This window comes from Shewanella mytili (assembly GCF_046765975.1).
Taxonomy (GTDB): domain Bacteria; phylum Pseudomonadota; class Gammaproteobacteria; order Enterobacterales; family Shewanellaceae; genus Shewanella; species Shewanella mytili.
This window is the reverse complement of sequence record NZ_JBKOUD010000019.1, coordinates 26,519-46,594: the sequence shown is the minus strand read 5'-3', so window position 1 is coordinate 46,594 and position 20,076 is coordinate 26,519. Positions and strand designations below refer to the sequence as shown.

The following is a 20,076-nucleotide window of genomic DNA, read 5'->3' as shown; positions in this document are numbered from 1 at the left end:
CACAGATGATTTACCGAATAACGGCGCTTATTGCTCTGATTCAGCTTCTCGATTAACGAGAGTATTTCATGGAGTCCGACATCAACAGAGCAGAAGCCTTTTTTAAGATTTCCTTCTCTAATTCAAGGCTTTCAATTTGCTTCTTCAATTCACGAATTTCACGTTGCTCGGGCGTCATAGGCGCTGCCTGCGGGGTTTTCCCCGCACGTTCTTCTCGCAATTGTTTAACCCATTTGCCCAGAGTTGAATAACCAACTCCCATGGCTTCGGCCGCTTCTCTATTCGTATAACCTTGGTCAACAACCAGTTGTGCTGTTTCCAGTCTGAATTCAGAGCTGAAATTCGGGCCTTGTTTCTTTGTCATTTTGTCACCTAACTTTCTAATGCCGTCATCATAGCAGCTCTAATTAGATGGCCAAATTCAGTATGCCACTACAATGCCTTGTTGGATGAGCTTACGTTGTTGGAAGGCCGCATCGCGTGCATCTGCAAGGGATAGCTCTGGGAAGGACCCAAGTGTCATTTCTGGACGACTGCCGTTGATTGAAAATCGCAAGATCCAAAACGGTTCTCCAGATGCGGGTACAACGAAGTACAAGCCATTACCATCTGCGGTTTTGCGTGGTTCATCTTTGGCTAAAGCGGCGACTTTACGTGCATTGAGCTTGCCCATAGTGTTCTCCTTGTCATGGAAAGTTACTCACCATTTAAGGGCATACTAGATCAATCCTACTCACCACTAAACTCACCAGTTGGTTGAAAACAGAGGCAAAGACCTGAAATCTTCTGAAAACAAAAAGCCCCTATTTACAGGGGCTTGGTAAGATTAAGTAAGCTCAAAGAGACTCAAAATACCTTATTCAATATTCTGGATCTGCTCTCTCATTTGTTCAATAAGCACCTTCAATTCCACGGCGGCAGAGGTGGTTTCGGTACTGATGGATTTGGATGCTAGGGTGTTGGACTCACGGTTGAATTCCTGCATCATGAAGTCCAGACGGCGTCCTTCTGCGCCTCCCTTTTTGAGGATGCGGCGAGCTTCTTTTACATGGGCTTCCAGGCGATCCATTTCTTCGGCCACATCCAGTTTTTGGGCAATGAGCACCATTTCCTGTTCCATGCGTACCGGATCCAGTTCCCCCTTGACTTCAGCCAAGCGGTTGGTGAGTTTTTCCCGTTGCCATTCAATAATTTTGGGCATTTGTTCCCGTACAATGGCAATTTGCTGCTCTACGCCTTCAAGCCGGCTTTGTAACATGGCGTTGATGGCTTCGCCTTCGCGGGCTCTGGCTTCAATAAACTGGTCGATGGCGCTGTCAAAGGCAGCCAGCAGTTCGTTGCCGATGGCATCCATATCCTGCTCCTGGGCAGACATCACGCCTGGCCAGCGCAAAATATCCAGGAGTTCCAAACGGCCTTCGCTGGCTTCATCCTTTACCCATTGGGCAGCTTTAAGCAGTTGTCTGGCCAGGTTTTCGTTGAGGCTTAGCTGATTATCCTGGTCCCCTTTTAATTCGTAGCGCAGGTTAACTTCCACTTTGCCCCGGTGCAGGCGTTTGCGTAATTTTTCCCGCAGGATGGGTTCAAGGCTGCGTAATTGTTCCGGCAGGCGCAGGTAGGTTTCCAAATAACGTTGGTTGACGGAACGGATTTCCCAGGACGCATTGCCCCAGGTGGCTTTATGCTCAACGCGGGCATAGGCGGTCATACTGTGGATCATGAAGATATCCCGTAACTCAGTTGTGATGATAAAGCCTTGATTATAGTCATCTGTCACCTTGGGTGAAAGGGAGCGGGCGGGGAATCACGCCTGTGTCATCAATGTGGCATAGCACTCGCTGGTGTCAGGTTCTATAATAGGCGCCACATTTATTAGCAGATATCAGATTCAGGAAGTTGTTATGCGTCCCAGCAGCAGAACGCCGGCTCAAATTCGCCCGGTTACCATCACCCGCCAATACACGGTTCACGCTGAAGGTTCAGTGTTAGTGGAGTTTGGTAATACCAAAGTATTGTGTACCGCGAGTTTTGAAGAGGGGGTTCCGCGCTTTTTAAAAGGGCAGGGGCAGGGCTGGATTACGGCTGAATATGGCATGTTGCCGCGCTCAACCCATAGCCGCATGGATCGTGAAGCAGCCAGAGGCAAGCAATCTGGGCGGACTCAGGAAATTCAACGTCTGATTGGCCGTTCTTTACGTGCTGCCGTGGACATGAAATTGCTGGGCGAGAACACCATCGTGATTGATTGTGACGTGATCCAGGCCGATGGCGGCACCCGCACTGCGGCCATTACCGGTGGCTGTGTCGCATTGGTGGATGCCCTTAACTGGGCACGCAGTAAAGGCATCATCAAAACCAACCCGTTGAAGTTTTTGGTGGCGGCGGTGAGCGTGGGGATTTTTGACGGCGAACCCGTGTGTGACTTGGAATACGTAGAAGATAGCGCTGCCGAAACCGATATGAACGTGGTGATGACTGAAACCAGCAAAATCGTGGAAGTTCAGGGCACCGCAGAAGGTGAGCCATTTAGTCATGACGAGCTGGAAAGCTTGCTGGAACTGGCCAAGCACGGCATTCGGGAAATTTTTGATGTGCAAAAAGCCGCTCTGAGCTAACAGATTGATTTTATCTCCCAAAATACGCAACAACATCTAATAACAGGAGCTGATGTGAAAGCTTACCAGCGTGAGTTTATTGAGTTTGCCCTGCAGCGTAATGTGCTGCGCTTTGGTGAATTTACCCTGAAATCCGGCCGCAAGAGCCCTTATTTTTTCAATGCGGGCCTGTTTAATACCGGTGGCGATCTGGCGCGGCTTGGGCGTTTTTACGCTGCGGCGTTGGTGGATGCGGGTATTGACTACGATTTGTTGTTTGGCCCGGCCTATAAAGGCATCCCCATTGCCACCACCACCGCAGTAGCGCTGGCGGAGCATCATCAGCAAGACGTCCCTTACTGCTTTAACCGCAAGGAAAAGAAAGATCACGGTGAAGGCGGCAACCTGGTGGGCAGCGAGCTCAAAGGCAAAGTGATGCTGGTGGATGACGTGATTACTGCGGGTACGGCCATTCGCGAGTCCATGGAGATTATCCAAGCGAATGGCGCTTCTTTGGCTGGCGTGTTGATTGCACTGGACCGACAGGAAAAAGGCCGTGGCGAACTGTCTGCCATTCAGGAAGTTGAGCGGGATTTTGCCTGCCAGATAGTGGCCATTATCAAGCTGGCGGACTTGATTGCTTATTTGTCTGAAAAACCGGGCATGGAGCAGGAATTGGCCGCGGTTACCGCTTATCGCGAACAGTACGGTATCTAATGGTATTGTTGTGACATGCGTTTGTAGCAAAAGCCTGGGACGATCGCCCAGGCTTTTTTGATGGCAAGCGGCAGGCTGTTAGCGTAATGGATGCAGGAATTCAGCCCGGGTTGCCGGATTGGATTTGAAAATGCCGCCAAGGGCTGTGGTGGTGGTTGAGCTGGTGGAGTCCATCACCCCACGGGCTTTCACGCAGTAATGTACCGCGCTGATTTTTACCGCCACATCTTTGCTTTCCAGCAAGGTTTGCAGCGCCACCAGAATTTGCTGTGTCAGCCGCTCCTGCACCTGGGGGCGCTGGGCAAAGAAACGCACGATGCGGTTGATTTTTGACAGACCGATGATTTTCTTCCGGGGCAGGTAGGCGATGGTGGCGGTGCCATCAATGGTCACCAGATGATGCTCGCAGGTGCTGGTGAGGCTGATGTCCTGTACCCGTACCATTTCATCAAAACCCATTTTGTTGTCAATGAGGGTGATTTTGGGAAAATTCTGGTAATCCAGCCCGGAGAAAATCTCATCCACATACATTTTGGCAATGCGTTTGGGGGTATCGGCCAGGCTGTCATCGGTCAAATCCAATGACATCAGTTGCAGAATATCCCGCATGTGCCCTTCAATTGCATGTTTTCGTTCTTCATTGCTCAGGTGGTTGGGTACCATGGGGGTTTCTAAGCCCTTTTCCATGAGAGCTGCCTGAACAGTCTTGGCTGCGTCAGATAACGCCATTTATATTCCTCCTGTGCAGATACTGCCGGTACACCTTCTGCACACCACGGCGATTGTGATAAAACTCACATTATATCGGGATGCGGAGCATACCGCTATTCGCCTTAATTTCATACAACACTTGCCGGAAAATTTGCCAGTGACGGTGTTTTCACAAAAAACGCCGGTGACACAGCAAGTGGCCGCCAGTGCATACAGACGGCCACGTTAGCCATCAGGGCTGCAGGTGGCGGTTAAGGAAGTCCAGCAACTGCTGATAAAATGCGGCCCGGTGCGCATCGTTGAAAAATCCGTGGCCCTCATCATCAATCACCATTTTCTGGTAAGGGTACTGCTGTTGCTGCAGGGCGCTTTCCAGTGTTTCCAGTTGGGCAATGGGCGCTCTTTCATCATTGCCGCCGTGGACAAGCAGCAAGGCGGCTTTGAGTTTATCCACATGGCGGGCCGGTGACATGCGCTGCAATGTGTGCTCATCGTTACCCAATACCTGGTTTAAATAACCGGTGCCGGATGCGGATTGCTGCACATCCCCCTCCTCAAACAGCAAGGGCAGATCATAAACACCGGCAATGCCCACGGCGCATTTAAATAAATCGGGTGCCAGCTCGGCGCTTTGCAGCGCGCTGTAGCCGCCAAAACTGCTGCCGACAATGCAAATCTTTTGTTTGTCGGCAATGCCCTGGTCAATCAGGTGGCGAGTGGCATCAATGATATCGTGTTGAATATCGCTGCCCCACTTTTGGTAACCCGCAGTCTGGAAATTATCACCGTAACCGCCAGAGCCCCGGTAATTGACTTGCAGCACCGCATATCCGTGCACGGCAAGGAACTGGTTCTGCGGCACGAATCCCCAGCTGTCACGTACGAAATGAGGGCCACCATGGGGATTTACAATCAGCGGCAGGGGCTGTTTGGCCGGGGCATTGGGCAGGGTGAGAAATGCCTGCAGCATCAGGCCATCCCGGGCTTTGATGTCAAGGGGCCTGACTTCTGCCATGTGGGCAGGATTAATGTTTGGCATCACATTTAACAGCCGCCGCAATTTTTGCTGCTTGGGGGTATAGAGGTAATAGGTGCCGGGATCCCTGTCATTGAAAGCCAAAACCACCAGTTTTTCACCGTGGCGATCTTCACTGACAATTCGTACCTGATAGCCAGGCAGGCTATGCAGCAGTTGTTTCAGGTGATGGCTGCGCTGATCATCGGGGTTGATGAACGTATAGGATGGATAACCGTCTTCAAATTCCACCGCGTACAACTGGCGTTTTTGTGGATTAATCCAGAATGCGGCGGGATCAACCCGGGGATGGTCGACAATTTTTTGCTGCTCGCCAGTCTTTAAATCCACGCGGTACACCGCATCCGGTTCGCCGTTGCTGTTGGCGAGTGCGTAAAGGCTGTGATTATTGCCGGCAAACGACACGGGATGGAATTTGTGTAGTTGCAGCGCTTTGCTGTTGATCCAGTCGCCATCCTGACGATAAAACACCTGGGTTTCATCCTGACTGTTTTCACCAACGGCAATGCGCACATCGCCGCTGTTATCAACCAGGAAACGGGCATTGCCTATCGGCGCTGTCATCTCCTTTTGGCGAATGCCCCGGTACACATCCACACGGTAAACCTCTTGGAGAATATCCGGTGACAGGCGGTTGTGATTGCCCCAGGGCTTGGCGCTTACCAGCATGTGGCGTTCATCGTCCGGGAGCGGGTCAAGAATGTAGGCGGTGGCGCGTATGGCCGTATTCTTTTTCAAGTGGGAGCCCACCTGTTGCACCGCCGAGGCATAACCGAACAGGTAAGCGGATTTTTTACCGTCGGCATTAACGGCCATCAGCTCGCCGTAATATTGGGGCTGGGCATCCCATCCCCGGAGATATTCTTTACTGACAACCACCCGCTCATCATTGACCCAGGCATAATCCCCCACCTGGGCATTGCCGGCAAAATAGACCGAATGGATTAACGCCATGTTATCGGTGCTGAACATCAGCAAACGCTGTTTGCCTTCATGTTTCATTTTTACCGCAAGGTAGTCACCACCCGGAGAAAGTTTTACCTGGGAGAACTCAGCGCCTTTGCTGAACAGCTTGGCGGCATCAGAGGGGTTTTGGGCGAAAGATACTGAACTGAATAACATGAGCCCCATCAGGGCCCACCGCATTGCTATGCTCATACAACATCCTTGTGGGGCTCAAGCGTGCGCCCCTGGTCATTACATTGTCATTACGGACTAACTTTGCAGCAGCTGCTTTTGGATGAATTGCCACTGTGTTGCAAAGTGTTGTGTGGGTTTTTGCTGGAATTCACTACGCACAAACTGGGTGATATGCCCTTCAGCCAGGGCTAATAACATGTTGGCCAGTACACCTTCATCAATATGAAATTTCTGCCCTTCCCGCAGGGATTTTTCCCGCAAAATCTGCTTGAGGTTGGTTTCGAATTTGGCAAAAATCTGGTTGACCCTTTCCCGCAGGCGTTCATGTTCGCCCAGTAAGGCATCGCCGTTGAGCAAGCGGGAGATGCCGGGATTACGCTCGGCAAACACCAGCAGCAGTTGCAGCATTAATTGGCAGCGGCGCATGGTGTCTTTTTCTTCGGTCATGATCAGATTGGCGCGGGATAGCAAAGACTCCTCAATGAACTCAATGAGGCCCTCAAACATGCGGGCTTTACTGGGAAAGTGGCGATAAAGCGCCGCTTCTGAAACACCCACTTCAGAGGCTAATTTGGCCGTAGTGATACGCTGACCGGGATGGGTTTCCAGCATTTGCGCAAGGCATTGCAGGATTTGCTCCCGGCGATTGATTTTTCCTGTGGTCATTGACTGCTCCGGAACTTATTTGGTACCGGAGTGCCCGAAACCGCCTTCACCACGATCAGAGGCGGCAAATTCATCCACCACGGTAAACTGCGCCTGTACCACGGGAACAAACACCAGCTGGGCCAGCCTGTCGCCGATTTCGATGGTAAACGGCGTGTCGCTGCGGTTCCAGCAAGAGACCATCAGCGGCCCCTGATAGTCCGAATCAATCAGTCCCACAAGGTTACCCAGCACAATGCCGTGTTTATGGCCCATCCCGGAGCGTGGCAGGATAACGGCGGCCAAGGCGGGGTCGGCCACATGGATGGCAATTCCGGTAGGAATAAGCACGGTTTGCCCCGGCATCACGGTAAGCGGGGCGTTAAGCATGGCGCGCAGATCCATACCGGCGCTGCCGATGGTTGCATATGCCGGCAGGGGAAAGTCACTGCCGATGCGGCCATCAAGAATTTTAAGTTCAATTGGTGTTTTCATGGTTATTTTTTGTAATTGGCGATTAGTTGCAAAAGTTGGATTGCCAGGCTCAGTTTATCGGTGGAGGGCAATTCGTGACAGTCATCTTTTGTAAATACTTTTAGCGCGTTGCGCTCGGCATTAAAGCCTTGATTGGGAATGGAAATGTCATTGGCGGCAATCATGTCTATACGTTTGCGCTGCAGTTTGTCGCGGGCGTATTGCTCCAGATGATCGGTTTCCGCGGCAAATCCCACGGTGAACGGGCGGTTTTCCTGTGCCGCTACCGTAGCCAGAATATCCGGGTTTTTCACCAGTTGCAGTTGCATGGTGTCGTGGTTTTTCTTGATTTTGCTGTCAGCGGGTTCTGCCATCCGATAGTCGGCCACGGCTGCGCAGCCAATGAAAATGTCCTGTTTGGGCAGATGGGCGGTAACGGCAGAGAGCATCTGCTGGGCAGACTCCACATCAATGCGCTGCACGCCCTTGGGCGTGGGCAGATTCACCGGGCCACTGACCAGTGTGACCCTGGCGCCCATGGCGGCGGCGGCACTTGCCAGCGCAAAGCCCATTTTGCCAGAGCTATGGTTGGAGATATAACGCACCGGGTCGATTTTTTCCCGGGTGGGGCCGGCAGTGATCAGCAGTTGCTGCCCTTGTAAGAGGGGGGCAGGGGTGGCGTCAGCCTGCAAAAAGCGGCTGGCCAGTTCGGCAATTTCCAGGGGCTCCAGCATGCGGCCAGGGCCAATTTCGCCGCAGGCCTGGCTGCCGATGCCCGGTCCCCAAAGGGTAACGCCACGGCTTTGCAGCATGGTCAGGTTGTCTTGTGTTGCCGCATGTTGGTACATCTGTTGGTTCATGGCCGGGCACATGGCCACCGGCGCGGATGTGGCCAGCGCAATGGTGGTAATCAGTTCATCGGCCATACCGGCACGAAAGCGTGCCAGCAAATTAGCGGTTGCCGGTGCCACAATGAACAACTCCGCCCAGCGGGCCAGTTCAATGTGGCTCATGCCGGCTTCAGCCGCAGGATTGAGCATCTCGGTGGCTACCGGATGACCCGATACCGCTTGCAGGGTGAGTGGCGTAATAAACTCGGTGGCGCTGGCGCTCATCACCACTCTGACTTCTGCGCCCCGTTCTTTCAGTCGTCGCACCAGATCAGCGCATTTATAGGCAGCAATACCGCCGCCGATACCCAACAGGATTTTTTTGTGCATCAGACCCATAGGAAGATCCAGCTTGATGGAGTTATTGGCGCTAAACATACCATAAAGCGTACGGTCTGTCGTAGCCACGCTCGGGAAAAGTTACGCCATACTTATCTCACGATAAAGACAGGATTTGCGTTGGCAAAAGGAGTTGCAATGGCGATAAGTGACTGGCCTGACGGCGAAGGCCCACGGGAAAAAATGCTGCAACACGGCGCGGCAGGCCTTAGTGATGCCGAATTGCTGGCTGTGTTACTGCGCAGTGGCTTGCCGGGGCAAAGTGCCGTGGATATCGGCCGGGAAATGCTGCTGGCTTTCGGTTCATTACGGCAATTGCTGGCAGCCCCAGCGCAACAGGTTTGTCGTTTACCCGGTGTGGGACCGGTGAAATTCGCCCAATTACAGGCGGCTGCTGAAATTTCCCGCAGAATTTCCCGGGAAAAACTCCTGAAAGGGACAGTTTTGGCAAATCCTGATTTAACTCGTGACTATTTAATGAGACAATTGACAGACCGAGCCTACGAAGTGTTTGCCGTATTACTGCTGGACAGCCAGCACAGGGTGATCCAGTTCGTTGAACTGTTTCGGGGAACACTGGATGCGGCTTCTGTCTATCCGCGTGAAGTTGTGCGTCTGGTGTTGGAAAAACAGGCTGCAGCGGTCATTGTTTGCCATAATCATCCGTCCGGGGTGGCAGAGCCCAGTCTGGCGGATAGGCGAATTACCGAGCGATTGAAAAATGCGCTGACAACTATTGATGTTCCCTTGCTGGATCATATGGTTGTGGGCGATTGTGAGATAGTTTCTTTCGCAGAGCGGGGCTGGTTGGGGTGATCATTGGCTTGATCTTTATTCAATTATCTTGTATAACATGCGCCCTCTTTGTGCCTCGGGCGACGGCCATACGGGGTACATGAATGCTCGAGCGTTAGAAATTGTTTTTGGAGAAGATTGACATGTCTAGAGTATGCCAAGTTACTGGCAAGCGTCCGATGGTTGGTAACAGCCGTTCTCACGCTAAAAACGCAACTCGTCGTCGTTTTTTGCCTAATCTGCAGAACCACCGTTTCTGGTTGGAAGACGAAAAGCGTTTTGTTCAATTGCGCGTTTCTACTAAAGGTATGCGCATTATCGACAAGAAAGGTATCGAAGCAGTTGTTGCTGAACTTCGTGCCCGTGGCGAAAAGGTGTAATAGAAAATGGCTAAAGCTAAAGGCAACCGCGAAAAGATCAAACTGGTATCCAGCGCTAAGACCGGTCACTTCTACACTACCGATAAAAACAAGCGCAACATGCCAGAGAAAATGGAGATCAAAAAATTTGATCCCGTTATCCGTCAGCACGTTATCTACAAAGAAAGCAAAATCAAATAATTGCTTTTTTCTGTAATGCGTTGGAAAGCCCTTTAACTTCGGTTAAAGGGCTTTTTTGTTATCCGGGCCCATTTCAGAGCAATATTTCACCACTTGATTTTCCCGGCGCATGTTTGTCAGGGGATTGTCATATCTTCGCTGTATAACAAAGGGCATAAAACACCCGCAATGAAAACAAATGCTTTAAAAGTGAATTTAAATGCATTAGCATGATAGGCAATGTATCCTGTCAGCGCGCGTTTTTGGCGCTGTTATTCATTTAGTAAGAGGCCAAATAAAGGTGCGTACCACTGAATTGGTTGACTCCTTTCGTCATTCCGCTCCCTATGTTAATGCTCACCGAGGCAAAACGTTTGTTGTCATGCTGGGAGGGGAAGCTGTTGCCCATGGCATGTTCCGCTCCATCATCAATGATGTGTCCTTGTTGCACAGTCTGGGAATTAAAGTGGTGCTGGTTTATGGCGCCCGCCCCCAGATTGATGCGGCGCTGGCACAGCAGGGGATTGAGCCTGCCTATCACAACGGCGTGCGCATTACCGACGAGAATACCCTGAAGATCATCAAGCAGGTGGCGGGCTCCTTGCAGTTTGATATTACCGCCAGGCTGTCCATGAGCCTTTCCAATACTCCCATGCAGGGCGCCCAAATCAACGTGGTCAGCGGTAATTTCGTGATTGCCCAGCCGCTGGGCGTGGATAACGGCGTGGATTTTTGCCTGTCAGGCAAAGTGCGCCGCATCGATACCCAAGGCTTGAAGCATATGCTGGATACCGGTGGCATTGTGCTGATGGGGCCGATTGTGGCCTCTGTGACCGGCGAAAGTTTTAACTTGACTGCTGAAGAGGTGGCCACACAGGTGGCGATAAAGCTCAAGGCCGACAAGATCATCGGTTTTTCTTCCCGCCATGGCATTGAAGATGAGCTGGGGGATGTAATGGCGGAGCTGATGCCCAATGACGCCCAGAAAATACTCTCCAAGCTGGTGGAGCAGGCCGATGTGGACAGGGGCACCCTGGCCTTTTTGAAAGCCAGTATTGATGCCAGTCGCGCCGGTGTGCCGCGCTGCCATCTGGTGAGTTACCAGGAAGACGGTGCGTTGCTGCAAGAGCTTTTTACCCGGGAAGGCATTGGTACCCAGATAGTCACCGAAAGTGCTGAAAGACTGCGCCGGGCATCCATTACCGATATCGGTGGCATTCTTAACCTGATCCGGCCGTTGGAAGAACAAGGCGTGCTGGTGCGGCGCTCCCGTGAGCAGTTGGAGCGGGAAATTGAACAATTCATGGTGATTGAACGTGATGGCTTGGTGATTGGTTGTGCCGCACTTTATCCCTTTGAGGAAGACAATGCCGGTGAGTTTGCCTGTTTGGTGGTGCATCCCTCATATCGGGATGCGGATCGGGGCAGTTTGCTGCTGAAAAACATCATTAACCAGGCCAAGGTGCGAGGGTATGCCCATCTGTTTGCCCTCACCACCCGCAGCATTCACTGGTTTTTGGAACATGGTTTTGACATGGTGGAGGTGGATGCACTGCCACAAAAGAAAAAGCAGCTGTATAACTACCAGCGCCGTTCTAAAATCCTGCGTTTGAAGCTGTAGTCGCAGGGAATCGGATTTGTCATCTCACGGTTGGTGGTGGCAAATCCGCGCATCACGCTTTGTTTATGTTCATGAAATGCGGTTTGCTCTGCCGCCTGGGCTTAGGCGGCAAGGATGCCGGACATGGCCGTAGCCGCATCTGCACCGTTGGTGAATCTCCCCTCATTTTTTAGTCCTGTCTTGCAACGTGCTATCCGTGGCGTGGCACCTTCATGTGGCAAATTCTGTTTGACATAATATGTCTTGCCGACAACAATTGGATCTCGGTATTGTGAGACAGGGAGATGTTATGGACAGCCACTTGTTTGCTCTTGCCCCACTAGGGAAAACCGCGCATATCAGTTTCTTGGTTTTGTTTGGTGTGCTGGGGGGATTGTTGTTGTATCTATTGCTGAAGCCGAAGCCGGGCACAATCAGAGCCGTACCTGCCACCATACTGCTTGCCATTATGGGATTTACCGGATGGCTGTACTGGCAGGCGAATGCCGCCGGGTTGACGCTGTCGGCCAAAACACTGGATATTCGCGTGCCTTTATACAGCCAAAGCATTGCGTTGACCCATTTGCAGGTATCGCAGGCAAAGGTGATCAATGGGGCTGATGAGGCGCGCCCGTCGCTGTCTTTGCGGACCAATGGCGTGGGCATGCCGGGCTACCACTTGGGATGGTTTCGGCTGGATGCGGGGACCAAGGCTTTTGTGGCTGTCTCAGGCGTCGGTGACATGCTGTGGATCCCCACGGATTTAGGCTATGACCTGTTACTGGCGCCCGCAGAGCCACAGGCCGTACTGCAAATGCTACAGGCGCGCTTTTCGGCGCCTGCGCCCTAATGCCATATCCGCCGTGAAAATCATCAGCGCCGCCCAGATAAAGCCGAAGGTGATGCTTTTTTCCATGTCAAAGTGTTCATGAAAGTAGCCAATGGCCATGATGAACATGATGCTGGGGCCAATATACTGGAAAAATCCCAATGTGCTTAAGGGAATGCGAATGGCGGCGCCGGCAAAACACAGCAGCGGAATGGTGGTGATAACACCGGCGGCCACCAATAGCAGGTTTAATTGCCAGCTGTTATCCAGCATGTGGCTGGTGGTTGGCGCATCACCCAACATCACAAACAACAAAGCGGGGGGTACGAGTACGGCGGTTTCCATCAGCAATCCTGTGGCGGCATCCACATTGACTTTCTTTCGCAGTAACGCATAAATGCCAAAACTTGCCGCCAGTCCCAGGGATACCAGCGGGATGGAGCCAAACGAAAACAGCTGAATGGCAACGCCTGCTGTGGCCAGTAGCACCGCTAACCACTGCCGACCATTGAGTTTTTCCGAGAGGAACAGCATGCCCAACATCACATTGAACAACGGATTAATAAAATAGCCAAGGCTGGCATCCAGCATGTGGTCGTTATTGACGGCCCAGATGAACAGCAGCCAGTTGCCGGCAATCAACAAGGAGGTGACAAGCAACACCAGTAACTGCCTGGGTTGGCGCAGCAAGGCCCGCAGGCGGCCGAAACCGTTATTGAAAGACAGCAATATGCCCATTAGCACAAATGACCACAGAATGCGGTGGACAAGGATTTCGATGGGGGACACCATGTGCAGCAGTTTGAAATACAGCGGGGCAAACCCCCAGAAGATGTAGGCACAAAGCGCGAGAATAATGCCTTTTTGGTATTCAGATTCAGCCATGATGTGAGAGTAAAGCCGCCATAAAGAGACTGGATTGTAGGTGGCATGGGACTAAATAAGCAAGCATGGATATTGCCAGCCATGGCGCGGATAAATCTTCGTGTGCATAAAAAATGGTGTTTGGCTGGTGCCAGGCCCATTGAGTCCGCTAAAATGCGCCCATGAGAGGCATATTAATCAATGATGGAATACGCAGTTAACTCCCCTGTCAGCGCGCACGCCCCGAATCTGTTGGCACCGTTAACACTGACGTTGCGCCAAGTGTTTGGCTATCAGGAATTTCGCGCCGGACAACGGGAAGTCATGGAGCAGATCCTGGCAGGACAGGACTGCCTGGTGGTCATGCCCACTGGTGGCGGTAAGAGTTTATGCTATCAGTTACCGGCGCTGGTGATGCCGGGGCTCACGGTGGTGGTGTCGCCCCTGATTTCACTGATGAAAGATCAGGTGGACAGCCTTTTGCAATCTGGCGTCAATGCGGCGTATTTAAATTCATCCTTGCCCCGAGAGCAGCAGCTGCAACATTTGCGGCAACTGCATCAAGGGGAAATCCGCCTGCTGTATATTTCGCCCGAGCGGCTATTGCAACCGGAGTTTCTGGAGCGTTTGCAGTATTTGTCGGTCTCCATGTTTGCCATTGATGAAGCCCACTGCATCAGCCAATGGGGACATGATTTCCGGCCGGAATATGCCCAGTTGGGCGTGCTGAAACACACTTTCCCCCAAGTGCCGATAATGGCGCTTACCGCCACGGCGGATGATGCCACCCGGCTGGATATTTGCCAGCGCCTGCAGATCCAGCCCTATGTGCTGCTGTCCAGCTTTGACCGGCCGAACATTCGCTATACCGTGGCTGAAAAACTCAATGCAACCAACCAGCTCAAGCAATTTGTCAGTGCGCAGCACGGTGCTTCCGGCATTGTGTATTGCGCAAGTCGTCGCCGAGTGGATGAAGTGGCCGAGCGCCTGCGGCAACAAGGTTTTTCTGCCGAGGGCTATCATGCGGGCATGACCCAGGAAGAGCGCAGCAGTGTTCAGGAGCGCTTTCTTAAAGATCAGTTGGATATTGTGGTGGCCACGGTGGCGTTCGGAATGGGCATCAACAAGTCCAATGTGCGTTATGTGGTGCACTATGATTTGCCCAAAAGCATCGAGTCCTATTACCAGGAAACCGGTCGGGCTGGCCGAGACGGCCTGGAAGCGGAAGCCTTATTGCTGTTTGAGCCGGGTGATATTGGCCGGGTACGCCATTTGATAGAACAGGGCTCCCCGGGCCAGCAACAGGATGTGGAACTGCATAAGCTCAATACCATGGCGGCCTTTGCAGAAGCCCAGACCTGCCGTCGCCAAGTGCTGCTGCACTATTTTGGTGAAGTCGCCGATGAGCCGTGTGGCAACTGTGATATTTGCCTGGATCCCCCCAAGCGTTATAACGGCACGGAAGATGCGCAAAAAGTGCTGTCTTGCATCTATCGGCTCAAACAGCGCTTTGGCATTAATCACCTGATTGATGTCCTGCGCGGTTCAAATGCCGCCACGGTTGTGGAGCGCGGACACAATAAATTGTCCACCTGGGGCATCGGCAAGGATAAGCCCCATGAATACTGGATTAGTGTTATTCGCCAGTTAATCCACTTGGGGCTGATTCACCAGGATATTACCCGGGGCTCCTGCCTGACTCTTAACAATGCCGCCCGTCCGGTATTGCGGGGAGAGGTGGCACTGATGCTGGCCGAACCGCGCTTGACACTGCCAACTCGCCATCGTCGACATGGGCATAAGGCGCCGATGAACTACGACCGCCAGTTATTTGCCCGCCTTAAAGCGTTGCGCCGTACGGTGGCTGAAGCGTTGGACGTGCCACCCTATCTGGTTTTCAATGATGCTTCTCTGGCCGAGATGGCGGCCATGCTGCCCACCAGTGCCGGAGAGTTACTGGCGGTAAACGGGGTGGGCGAGCGTAAATTGGCCCGTTTTGGCGATCAGTTTTTAGATGAAATTGCCGCTTATCTCACCGGCGAGTGAGCGGTCTCTTCCGCCAACTCTTCACGGCTGCGATTCAATTGGTTGACCCTGGCGCGTTTCAGCAGGGATTGCAATGTGTCCGGTTGAGTCAAAGACGCGATACCCACATGCACTTTAGCGCCATGCCAATGCTGCAATGCGGGCTGCAACTGGGTTAGCACCCGCTCAGCGCCGCTGGCCGAGGTATAGGGCAACAGCAGCAACAACTCTTCTGGCGAATATTGTAACAGCCTGTCCTGTTCCCGTAATTTTTGAGCGAGATCCTGTTGCAGCAGCGGCAAGTCCACCTGCCGTACATGGCGGATATCCAGTAATAAGGCGCTGAATGGCTGTCCGGATTTTTTGGCGTTGTGGAGCATGTATTCCGCCTGCAGCTCGTCACCATTTTGATTGGGGCTGACCACCAGATGCCAGCCACGGCTCTTGCCGATTAACCACACGAACAGCGCGAAAATAATCAGTAACAGGCCGGCGATAATCCCGTAAAGCCATTCCAGGCGTTGTTGCTGGCTGACGGTTGTGGCACGGATTTGTTGCTGTGCCTGACTTTGCTGCTGCTCCTGTAGCGCCAACTTGGCTTTATAACGCATGAATTGGGTGTTGTTGAGTTTTTCTTGGGCTTGGTGCTCAGCATCACCAGCCAGTTGCAAACTCTGGTAGGCCAGGGGGTAATTGTCCGTTTCGGCATAAATTTTGGCTTTAAGGGAATAGGCTCTGGCCAAATCGTCATACTGCGCTAACCTGGCAGCAATATCGGCGGATGACTGCAGATATTTAAGGGCTTCATCGGTGCGCGATTGGGCCATCAGTATCTGTGCCATGATGCGTTTTACCCTGAGCAATTGGTAAAAATTGCCATGATCTATCAGGATGGTGGTGGCGGCATTGAGGATGCGCTCGGCTTTTTCTGCATTTCCCAATTTGAATTCAATCGCAGCAATTTGAATTTGACTCACGGCATATTCTTGGGGCGAGCCAATCTCAGGCAATAGTGCCTCCACGTTTTTTAACATAGAGACGGCTGTGTCTTTATCACCGGAATCCAGCGCCACCAGGGTTTTCATCACCAGAACCGATTGCAGAATTTTATGCTCGGTGTCGGGTTCTTTAAGCGCCAATGTCAGGTAATGATCCGCTTGAGGTAAATCCCCAGTGGCGTACATGACACTGGCCATATCGGCATAAAGATAGGCTAATGGCGGCCATACCCAATGCTCTTGTTGTTGACGGATTTCCGGGTATACATCCAAGGCGAGCCGTAGACTTTCAATGGCAGAAGTATAGTTGCCTATTCCCAGTTCAAATTGTCCTTTAAGCCGCAGGGCACTGACCATTGCCTGGGGCTGATAATGTTTTTTGGCATCACTGATTGCCGCATCGAGGAGCGGAAACGCAGCGGCTAAATTGTCGGTATAACCGTAGCCATCTGCCTGACATTGCTGGAAATAGGGAATGGCCATGGTTTGTTTTAGGGCCAGGGCGTTTTTTTGTGCTTGCTGGGCCAATGCGATGGCGGCCTCGTGATCCCCCAGTTGTAATAACAAGTGACATTTTAACAATTGCAGCCTTAACTGCTGTTTGTCGGAGAGAGGGCGCTGTGCCAGCAAGTTCAGTTGTTGCTGGGCATGAATGGGGGATTGATACACCAATGTAACTAACGCATCTAAATCTGCATCCGACTTGTTATTGTCTGCGGCGATAACCGGCATGACCAATAACAGCAGACTCAACACTATCATACGTAAGTCCATTTACTCTCCGTCTTGTTTCGGTGGCTCAGGCACTGAAAAATCTGTGGGGATTATAACGTGTTTGTATGAGGATGTTGCACAGAAAAAGCGGCCATGACATCTCCAGATCATATCATTAGCATCATCCAGGGTTTATTTAACATTACCAATCTGTAGCCAAGAGGTAAAAAAGGTGTTGACAGCGGCGTGACTGCTGGTTAATTATTGGGGCTCGTTAAATTTGTATATTGATACATAACAACTGAATTTTTATTAGTATCGGCATGAATATTTACAGCAAAGCACTTTCTCTCCTCCTCCTTACTCTCGCAAGCGCTGCGCGGAGGAGTTGATGCTGTCTGTCCGATAGTAAACAGGAAACTCAAAACCCCGCGCCAATCACGCGGGGTTTTTTGTTTTCAGAATGGTAAAAATCTCAATGGTATCTACCCGATGGAGGAACCAGATGTCTGATCAAGTATTTATTTTTGATACCACATTACGCGATGGAGAGCAGGCGTTGGCTGCCAGTTTATCTGTGAAGGACAAATTGCAGATAGCCTTGGCGCTGGAACGTTTGGGGGTAGACATTATGGAAGTGGGCTTCCCGGTGTCATCTCCCGGCGATTTCGAATCAGTGCAGACCATTGCCCGCACGGTGAAAAACAGCCGGGTATGTGCGCTGTCCCGTGCCCTGGAAAAAGATATTGATGCCGCCGCTCAGGCATTGTCGGTAGCGGAGCAGTTCCGCATTCATACCTTCATTTCCACATCTAACATTCACGTGCAAAGCAAGCTCAAGCGCTCTTTTGACCAAGTGCTGGAGATGGCGGTAGGCGCCGTCAAATATGCCCGCCGCTTTACTGATGACGTGGAGTTTTCCTGTGAGGATGCCGGGCGCACACCCATCGACAATTTGTGCCGCATGGTAGAAGCGGCAATTGCGGCAGGTGCTCGCACCATCAACATCCCGGATACGGTGGGTTACACCATTCCCAACGAATTCGGTGGCATCATTCAAACCCTGTTTAATAGGGTGCCGAATATCGACCAGGCGGTTATCTCGGTGCATTGCCATGATGATTTGGGGCTGTCCGTGGCCAACTCCATTACTGCCGTGCAGCAAGGGGCACGTCAGATAGAGTGCACCATGAACGGTATCGGCGAACGTGCCGGTAACTGCTCACTGGAAGAAGTGGCGATGATCCTGGCCACCCGTAAGGATTTGCTGGGGCTGCACACCAATATCAACGCCAAAGAGATATACCGCACCTCAGCACTGGTAAGCCAAATCTGCAACATGCCGGTGCAGCCCAACAAGGCGATTGTGGGCACCAATGCCTTTACCCACTCTTCCGGTATTCATCAGGATGGCATGCTGAAAGCCAAAAATACCTATGAAATCATGACGCCGGAGAGCATTGGCCTGAATCGCAACAACCTGAACATGACCTCCCGCTCCGGGCGCCATGTGATTAAACACCGGATGCAGGAGATGGGCTACGGGGATAACGACTACTCCCTGGATACCCTGTATGACAACTTCCTGAAACTGGCGGATAAAAAAGGGCAGGTATTCGACTACGACCTGGAAGCTTTGGTTTTCATGGAAGGCAAAATGGAAGGGGATGCCTATTACCGGATGGAACAGCTGGCCATTGCATCCGACTCCATTCAGGGTGAAGCCTCGGCTACCGTGCAACTGGTTATTGGCGGTGATGTGGTCAATGCCACTGCCAGCGGCAATGGGCCAGTGGATGCGGCCTACCGTGCCATTGCCAAGGCCAGCGGCACGGAAGTGAACCTGAACAGTTACCAATTGAGTGCCAAAGGTGAAGGGCAGGATGCGCTGGGGCAGGTGGATATCACCGCCCGGTATTGCGGGCAGAATTTTCATGGCGTGGGGCTGGCCACCGATGTGGTTGAAGCCTCCGCATCGGCACTGGTGTATGTAATGAACCTTATCCACCGTGCCGATCAGGTAGCGGATCAGAAACAGAAGATATTGGAAAAGAAGGAATTGGGTGGCGTATGAGTTACAAAATTGCGGTATTGGCGGGTGATGGCATTGGCCCGGAAGTGATGGTCGAAGCCCGTAAAGTGTTGGCGGCGGTAGAGCAGCGCTTTGGTTTGACCATGGAATATGCAGAATACGATGTGGGTGGCGCCGCCATTGACAACCACGGTTGCCCGTTGCCGGCAGCAACGCTGCAGGGGTGTGAGCAGGCCGATGCCATCCTGTTCGGCTCGGTAGGCGGCCCCAAATGGCAGCATTTGCCACCAGACAGCCAGCCGGAGCGGGGCGCCTTACTGCCGCTGCGGGGGCACTTTGAACTCTTTTGTAACCTGCGCCCGGCCAAATTGCATGACGGGCTGGAAGCCTTGTCTCCCCTGCGGGCGGACATCTCTGCCCAAGGTTTTGACGTGGTGTGTGTCCGTGAACTGACCGGCGGCATCTATTTTGGCAAGCCCAAGGGGCGTCAGGGGGAAGGTGAAACCGAAGAAGCGTTTGACACCATGCGTTACAGCCGCCGGGAAATTCGCCGCATTGCCAAAATCGCCTTTGAAACCGCCAGACTGCGCCGTAAAAAAGTGACCTCCATCGACAAGGCCAATGTATTGGCATGTTCGGTATTATGGCGTGAAGTGGTGGAAGAGGTGGCCGCGGATTATCCCGATGTGACGCTGGAGCACATGTACATTGATAACGCCACCATGCAGTTGCTGCGCCGTCCATTCGATTTTGACGTGGTGCTGTGCTCCAACCTGTTTGGTGACATTCTGTCGGATGAAATTGCCATGCTGACCGGCTCCATGGGGCTGCTGTCCTCCGCCTCCATCAACGGCAGCGGTTTCGGCTTATACGAGCCCGCTGGTGGCAGTGCGCCGGATATTGCCGGCAAAGGCATTGCCAATCCGGTCGCGCAAATCCTCTCGGCAGCGCTGATGCTGCGTTACTCCCTGAAACAGGAAGAGGCGGCCTGTGCCATCGAGCGGGCAGTGGGTAAAGCATTGGCCGAAGGCTTCCTGACCGGCGAGCTGTTACCGGCATCGCAGCGGGAACAGGCCAAAACAACCAAACAGATGGGTGATTTCATCGCCCGCGCCATTGAAGAGGGTGTGTAAC

General features: G+C 52.4%; 19 protein-coding genes and 1 pseudogene. 10 read left to right on the top strand and 10 right to left on the bottom strand.

Annotation, left to right across the window (positions count from 1 at the left end; all coding sequences use genetic code 11):
* The 3 genes and pseudogenes from ACIDEJ_RS14295 to ACIDEJ_RS14285 all read right to left on the bottom strand — a co-directional run.
* Nucleotides 1-364, bottom strand: a pseudogene (locus tag ACIDEJ_RS14295) (transposase); the annotation flags it as partial.
* A gap of 57 nt (nt 365-421) precedes the next feature.
* Nucleotides 422-673, bottom strand: a complete 252-nt coding sequence (locus tag ACIDEJ_RS14290) for an Arm DNA-binding domain-containing protein (protein WP_411988744.1) — start codon at nt 671-673, stop codon at nt 422-424.
* Between the two features lie 183 nt (nt 674-856).
* Nucleotides 857-1,720 (bottom strand): YicC/YloC family endoribonuclease, encoded by an 864-nt coding sequence (locus tag ACIDEJ_RS14285; protein ID WP_411988743.1) that lies wholly within the window; start codon nt 1,718-1,720, stop codon nt 857-859.
* A gap of 181 nt (nt 1,721-1,901) precedes the next feature.
* On the opposite strand from ACIDEJ_RS14285, the gene rph reads away from it, so the two are divergent.
* Both rph and pyrE read left to right on the top strand, forming a co-directional pair.
* Entirely contained in the window at nt 1,902-2,615 is a 714-nt protein-coding gene (gene rph / locus ACIDEJ_RS14280) for a ribonuclease PH (protein ID WP_411988742.1), read from the top strand.
* Nucleotides 2,616-2,669: 54 nt separating this feature from the next.
* Nucleotides 2,670-3,311: an orotate phosphoribosyltransferase gene (gene pyrE / locus ACIDEJ_RS14275; protein ID WP_411988741.1), complete on the top strand. Its 642-nt coding sequence runs from the start codon at nt 2,670-2,672 to the stop codon at nt 3,309-3,311.
* 78 nt (nt 3,312-3,389) lie between these two features.
* On the opposite strand, the gene folE is transcribed toward pyrE, so the two are convergent.
* From folE to coaBC, 5 genes are all read right to left on the bottom strand, one after another.
* Entirely contained in the window at nt 3,390-4,040 is a 651-nt protein-coding gene (gene folE, locus ACIDEJ_RS14270; RefSeq protein WP_411988740.1) for a GTP cyclohydrolase I FolE, read from the bottom strand.
* A gap of 214 nt (nt 4,041-4,254) precedes the next feature.
* Nucleotides 4,255-6,216 carry an alpha/beta hydrolase family protein gene (locus tag ACIDEJ_RS14265; RefSeq protein ID WP_411988739.1) on the bottom strand — a complete coding sequence of 654 codons (1,962 nt, stop codon included), beginning with the start codon at nt 6,214-6,216 and terminating at the stop codon, nt 4,255-4,257.
* 57 nt (nt 6,217-6,273) lie between these two features.
* Nucleotides 6,274-6,864: a nucleoid occlusion factor SlmA gene (gene slmA / locus ACIDEJ_RS14260; RefSeq protein WP_411988738.1), complete on the bottom strand. Its 591-nt coding sequence runs from the start codon at nt 6,862-6,864 to the stop codon at nt 6,274-6,276.
* 15 nt (nt 6,865-6,879) lie between these two features.
* Nucleotides 6,880-7,338 carry a dUTP diphosphatase gene (dut, locus tag ACIDEJ_RS14255; RefSeq protein ID WP_411988737.1) on the bottom strand — a complete coding sequence of 153 codons (459 nt, stop codon included), beginning with the start codon at nt 7,336-7,338 and terminating at the stop codon, nt 6,880-6,882.
* A gap of 2 nt (nt 7,339-7,340) precedes the next feature.
* Nucleotides 7,341-8,546 (bottom strand): bifunctional phosphopantothenoylcysteine decarboxylase/phosphopantothenate--cysteine ligase CoaBC, encoded by a 1,206-nt coding sequence (coaBC, locus tag ACIDEJ_RS14250; RefSeq protein ID WP_411988736.1) that lies wholly within the window; start codon nt 8,544-8,546, stop codon nt 7,341-7,343.
* Between the two features lie 138 nt (nt 8,547-8,684).
* On the opposite strand from coaBC, the gene radC reads away from it, so the two are divergent.
* From radC to ACIDEJ_RS14225, 5 genes are all read left to right on the top strand, one after another.
* The gene (radC, locus tag ACIDEJ_RS14245; protein WP_411988735.1) at nt 8,685-9,362 is read left to right on the top strand and encodes a RadC family protein; all 678 of its coding nucleotides are present in this window, start codon (nt 8,685-8,687) and stop codon (nt 9,360-9,362) included.
* A 122-nt stretch (nt 9,363-9,484) separates the two neighbouring features.
* A complete protein-coding gene (rpmB, locus tag ACIDEJ_RS14240; RefSeq protein ID WP_411988734.1) occupies nt 9,485-9,721 on the top strand; it encodes a 50S ribosomal protein L28 in 237 nt (78 codons plus the stop codon).
* Between the two features lie 6 nt (nt 9,722-9,727).
* The gene (rpmG, locus tag ACIDEJ_RS14235; RefSeq protein WP_411988733.1) at nt 9,728-9,901 is read left to right on the top strand and encodes a 50S ribosomal protein L33; all 174 of its coding nucleotides are present in this window, start codon (nt 9,728-9,730) and stop codon (nt 9,899-9,901) included.
* 280 nt (nt 9,902-10,181) lie between these two features.
* Nucleotides 10,182-11,501, top strand: coding sequence for an amino-acid N-acetyltransferase (argA, locus tag ACIDEJ_RS14230; protein ID WP_411988732.1), 1,320 nt, complete (start codon nt 10,182-10,184; stop codon nt 11,499-11,501).
* A gap of 289 nt (nt 11,502-11,790) precedes the next feature.
* A complete protein-coding gene (locus ACIDEJ_RS14225; protein WP_411988731.1) occupies nt 11,791-12,330 on the top strand; it encodes a PH domain-containing protein in 540 nt (179 codons plus the stop codon).
* Here ACIDEJ_RS14225 and rarD read toward each other — a convergent pair.
* Nucleotides 12,298-13,194 (bottom strand): EamA family transporter RarD, encoded by an 897-nt coding sequence (rarD, locus tag ACIDEJ_RS14220; protein WP_411988730.1) that lies wholly within the window; start codon nt 13,192-13,194, stop codon nt 12,298-12,300. The genes ACIDEJ_RS14225 and rarD overlap by 33 nt on opposite strands.
* A gap of 183 nt (nt 13,195-13,377) precedes the next feature.
* On the opposite strand from rarD, the gene recQ reads away from it, so the two are divergent.
* Complete coding sequence (gene recQ, locus ACIDEJ_RS14215) at nt 13,378-15,219, top strand: DNA helicase RecQ (RefSeq protein WP_411988745.1); 1,842 nt, start codon at nt 13,378-13,380, stop codon at nt 15,217-15,219.
* Here the strand turns inward: recQ and ACIDEJ_RS14210 are convergent.
* Nucleotides 15,201-16,970 carry a tetratricopeptide repeat protein gene (locus ACIDEJ_RS14210; RefSeq protein WP_411988729.1) on the bottom strand — a complete coding sequence of 590 codons (1,770 nt, stop codon included), beginning with the start codon at nt 16,968-16,970 and terminating at the stop codon, nt 15,201-15,203. The two genes, recQ and ACIDEJ_RS14210, sit on opposite strands and share 19 nt — an antisense overlap.
* Before the next feature lie 445 nt (nt 16,971-17,415).
* Here ACIDEJ_RS14210 and leuA point away from each other — a divergent pair, with 445 nt between their 5' ends.
* Both leuA and leuB read left to right on the top strand, forming a co-directional pair.
* Nucleotides 17,416-18,984, top strand: coding sequence for a 2-isopropylmalate synthase (gene leuA, locus ACIDEJ_RS14205; protein WP_411988728.1), 1,569 nt, complete (start codon nt 17,416-17,418; stop codon nt 18,982-18,984).
* Complete coding sequence (gene leuB, locus ACIDEJ_RS14200) at nt 18,981-20,075, top strand: 3-isopropylmalate dehydrogenase (RefSeq protein WP_411988727.1); 1,095 nt, start codon at nt 18,981-18,983, stop codon at nt 20,073-20,075. The genes leuA and leuB overlap by 4 nt, the downstream gene beginning before the upstream one ends.
* Nucleotide 20,076: the final 1 nt, after the last annotated feature.

Coding starts and splice junctions, on each gene's coding strand:
- ACIDEJ_RS14225 (WP_411988731.1), top strand. CDS start 11,791: ATGGACAGCCACTTGTTTGCTCTTGCCCCACTAGGGAAAACCGCGCAT.
- rpmG (WP_411988733.1), top strand. CDS start 9,728: ATGGCTAAAGCTAAAGGCAACCGCGAAAAGATCAAACTGGTATCCAGC.
- ACIDEJ_RS14265 (WP_411988739.1), bottom strand. CDS start 6,216: ATGAGCATAGCAATGCGGTGGGCCCTGATGGGGCTCATGTTATTCAGT.
- rph (WP_411988742.1), top strand. CDS start 1,902: ATGCGTCCCAGCAGCAGAACGCCGGCTCAAATTCGCCCGGTTACCATC.
- recQ (WP_411988745.1), top strand. CDS start 13,378: ATGGAATACGCAGTTAACTCCCCTGTCAGCGCGCACGCCCCGAATCTG.
- leuA (WP_411988728.1), top strand. CDS start 17,416: ATGTCTGATCAAGTATTTATTTTTGATACCACATTACGCGATGGAGAG.
- dut (WP_411988737.1), bottom strand. CDS start 7,338: ATGAAAACACCAATTGAACTTAAAATTCTTGATGGCCGCATCGGCAGT.
- rarD (WP_411988730.1), bottom strand. CDS start 13,194: ATGGCTGAATCTGAATACCAAAAAGGCATTATTCTCGCGCTTTGTGCC.
- ACIDEJ_RS14290 (WP_411988744.1), bottom strand. CDS start 673: ATGGGCAAGCTCAATGCACGTAAAGTCGCCGCTTTAGCCAAAGATGAA.
- slmA (WP_411988738.1), bottom strand. CDS start 6,864: ATGACCACAGGAAAAATCAATCGCCGGGAGCAAATCCTGCAATGCCTT.
- leuB (WP_411988727.1), top strand. CDS start 18,981: ATGAGTTACAAAATTGCGGTATTGGCGGGTGATGGCATTGGCCCGGAA.
- ACIDEJ_RS14285 (WP_411988743.1), bottom strand. CDS start 1,720: ATGATCCACAGTATGACCGCCTATGCCCGCGTTGAGCATAAAGCCACC.
- folE (WP_411988740.1), bottom strand. CDS start 4,040: ATGGCGTTATCTGACGCAGCCAAGACTGTTCAGGCAGCTCTCATGGAA.
- radC (WP_411988735.1), top strand. CDS start 8,685: ATGGCGATAAGTGACTGGCCTGACGGCGAAGGCCCACGGGAAAAAATG.
- coaBC (WP_411988736.1), bottom strand. CDS start 8,546: ATGGGTCTGATGCACAAAAAAATCCTGTTGGGTATCGGCGGCGGTATT.
- rpmB (WP_411988734.1), top strand. CDS start 9,485: ATGTCTAGAGTATGCCAAGTTACTGGCAAGCGTCCGATGGTTGGTAAC.
- ACIDEJ_RS14210 (WP_411988729.1), bottom strand. CDS start 16,970: ATGGACTTACGTATGATAGTGTTGAGTCTGCTGTTATTGGTCATGCCG.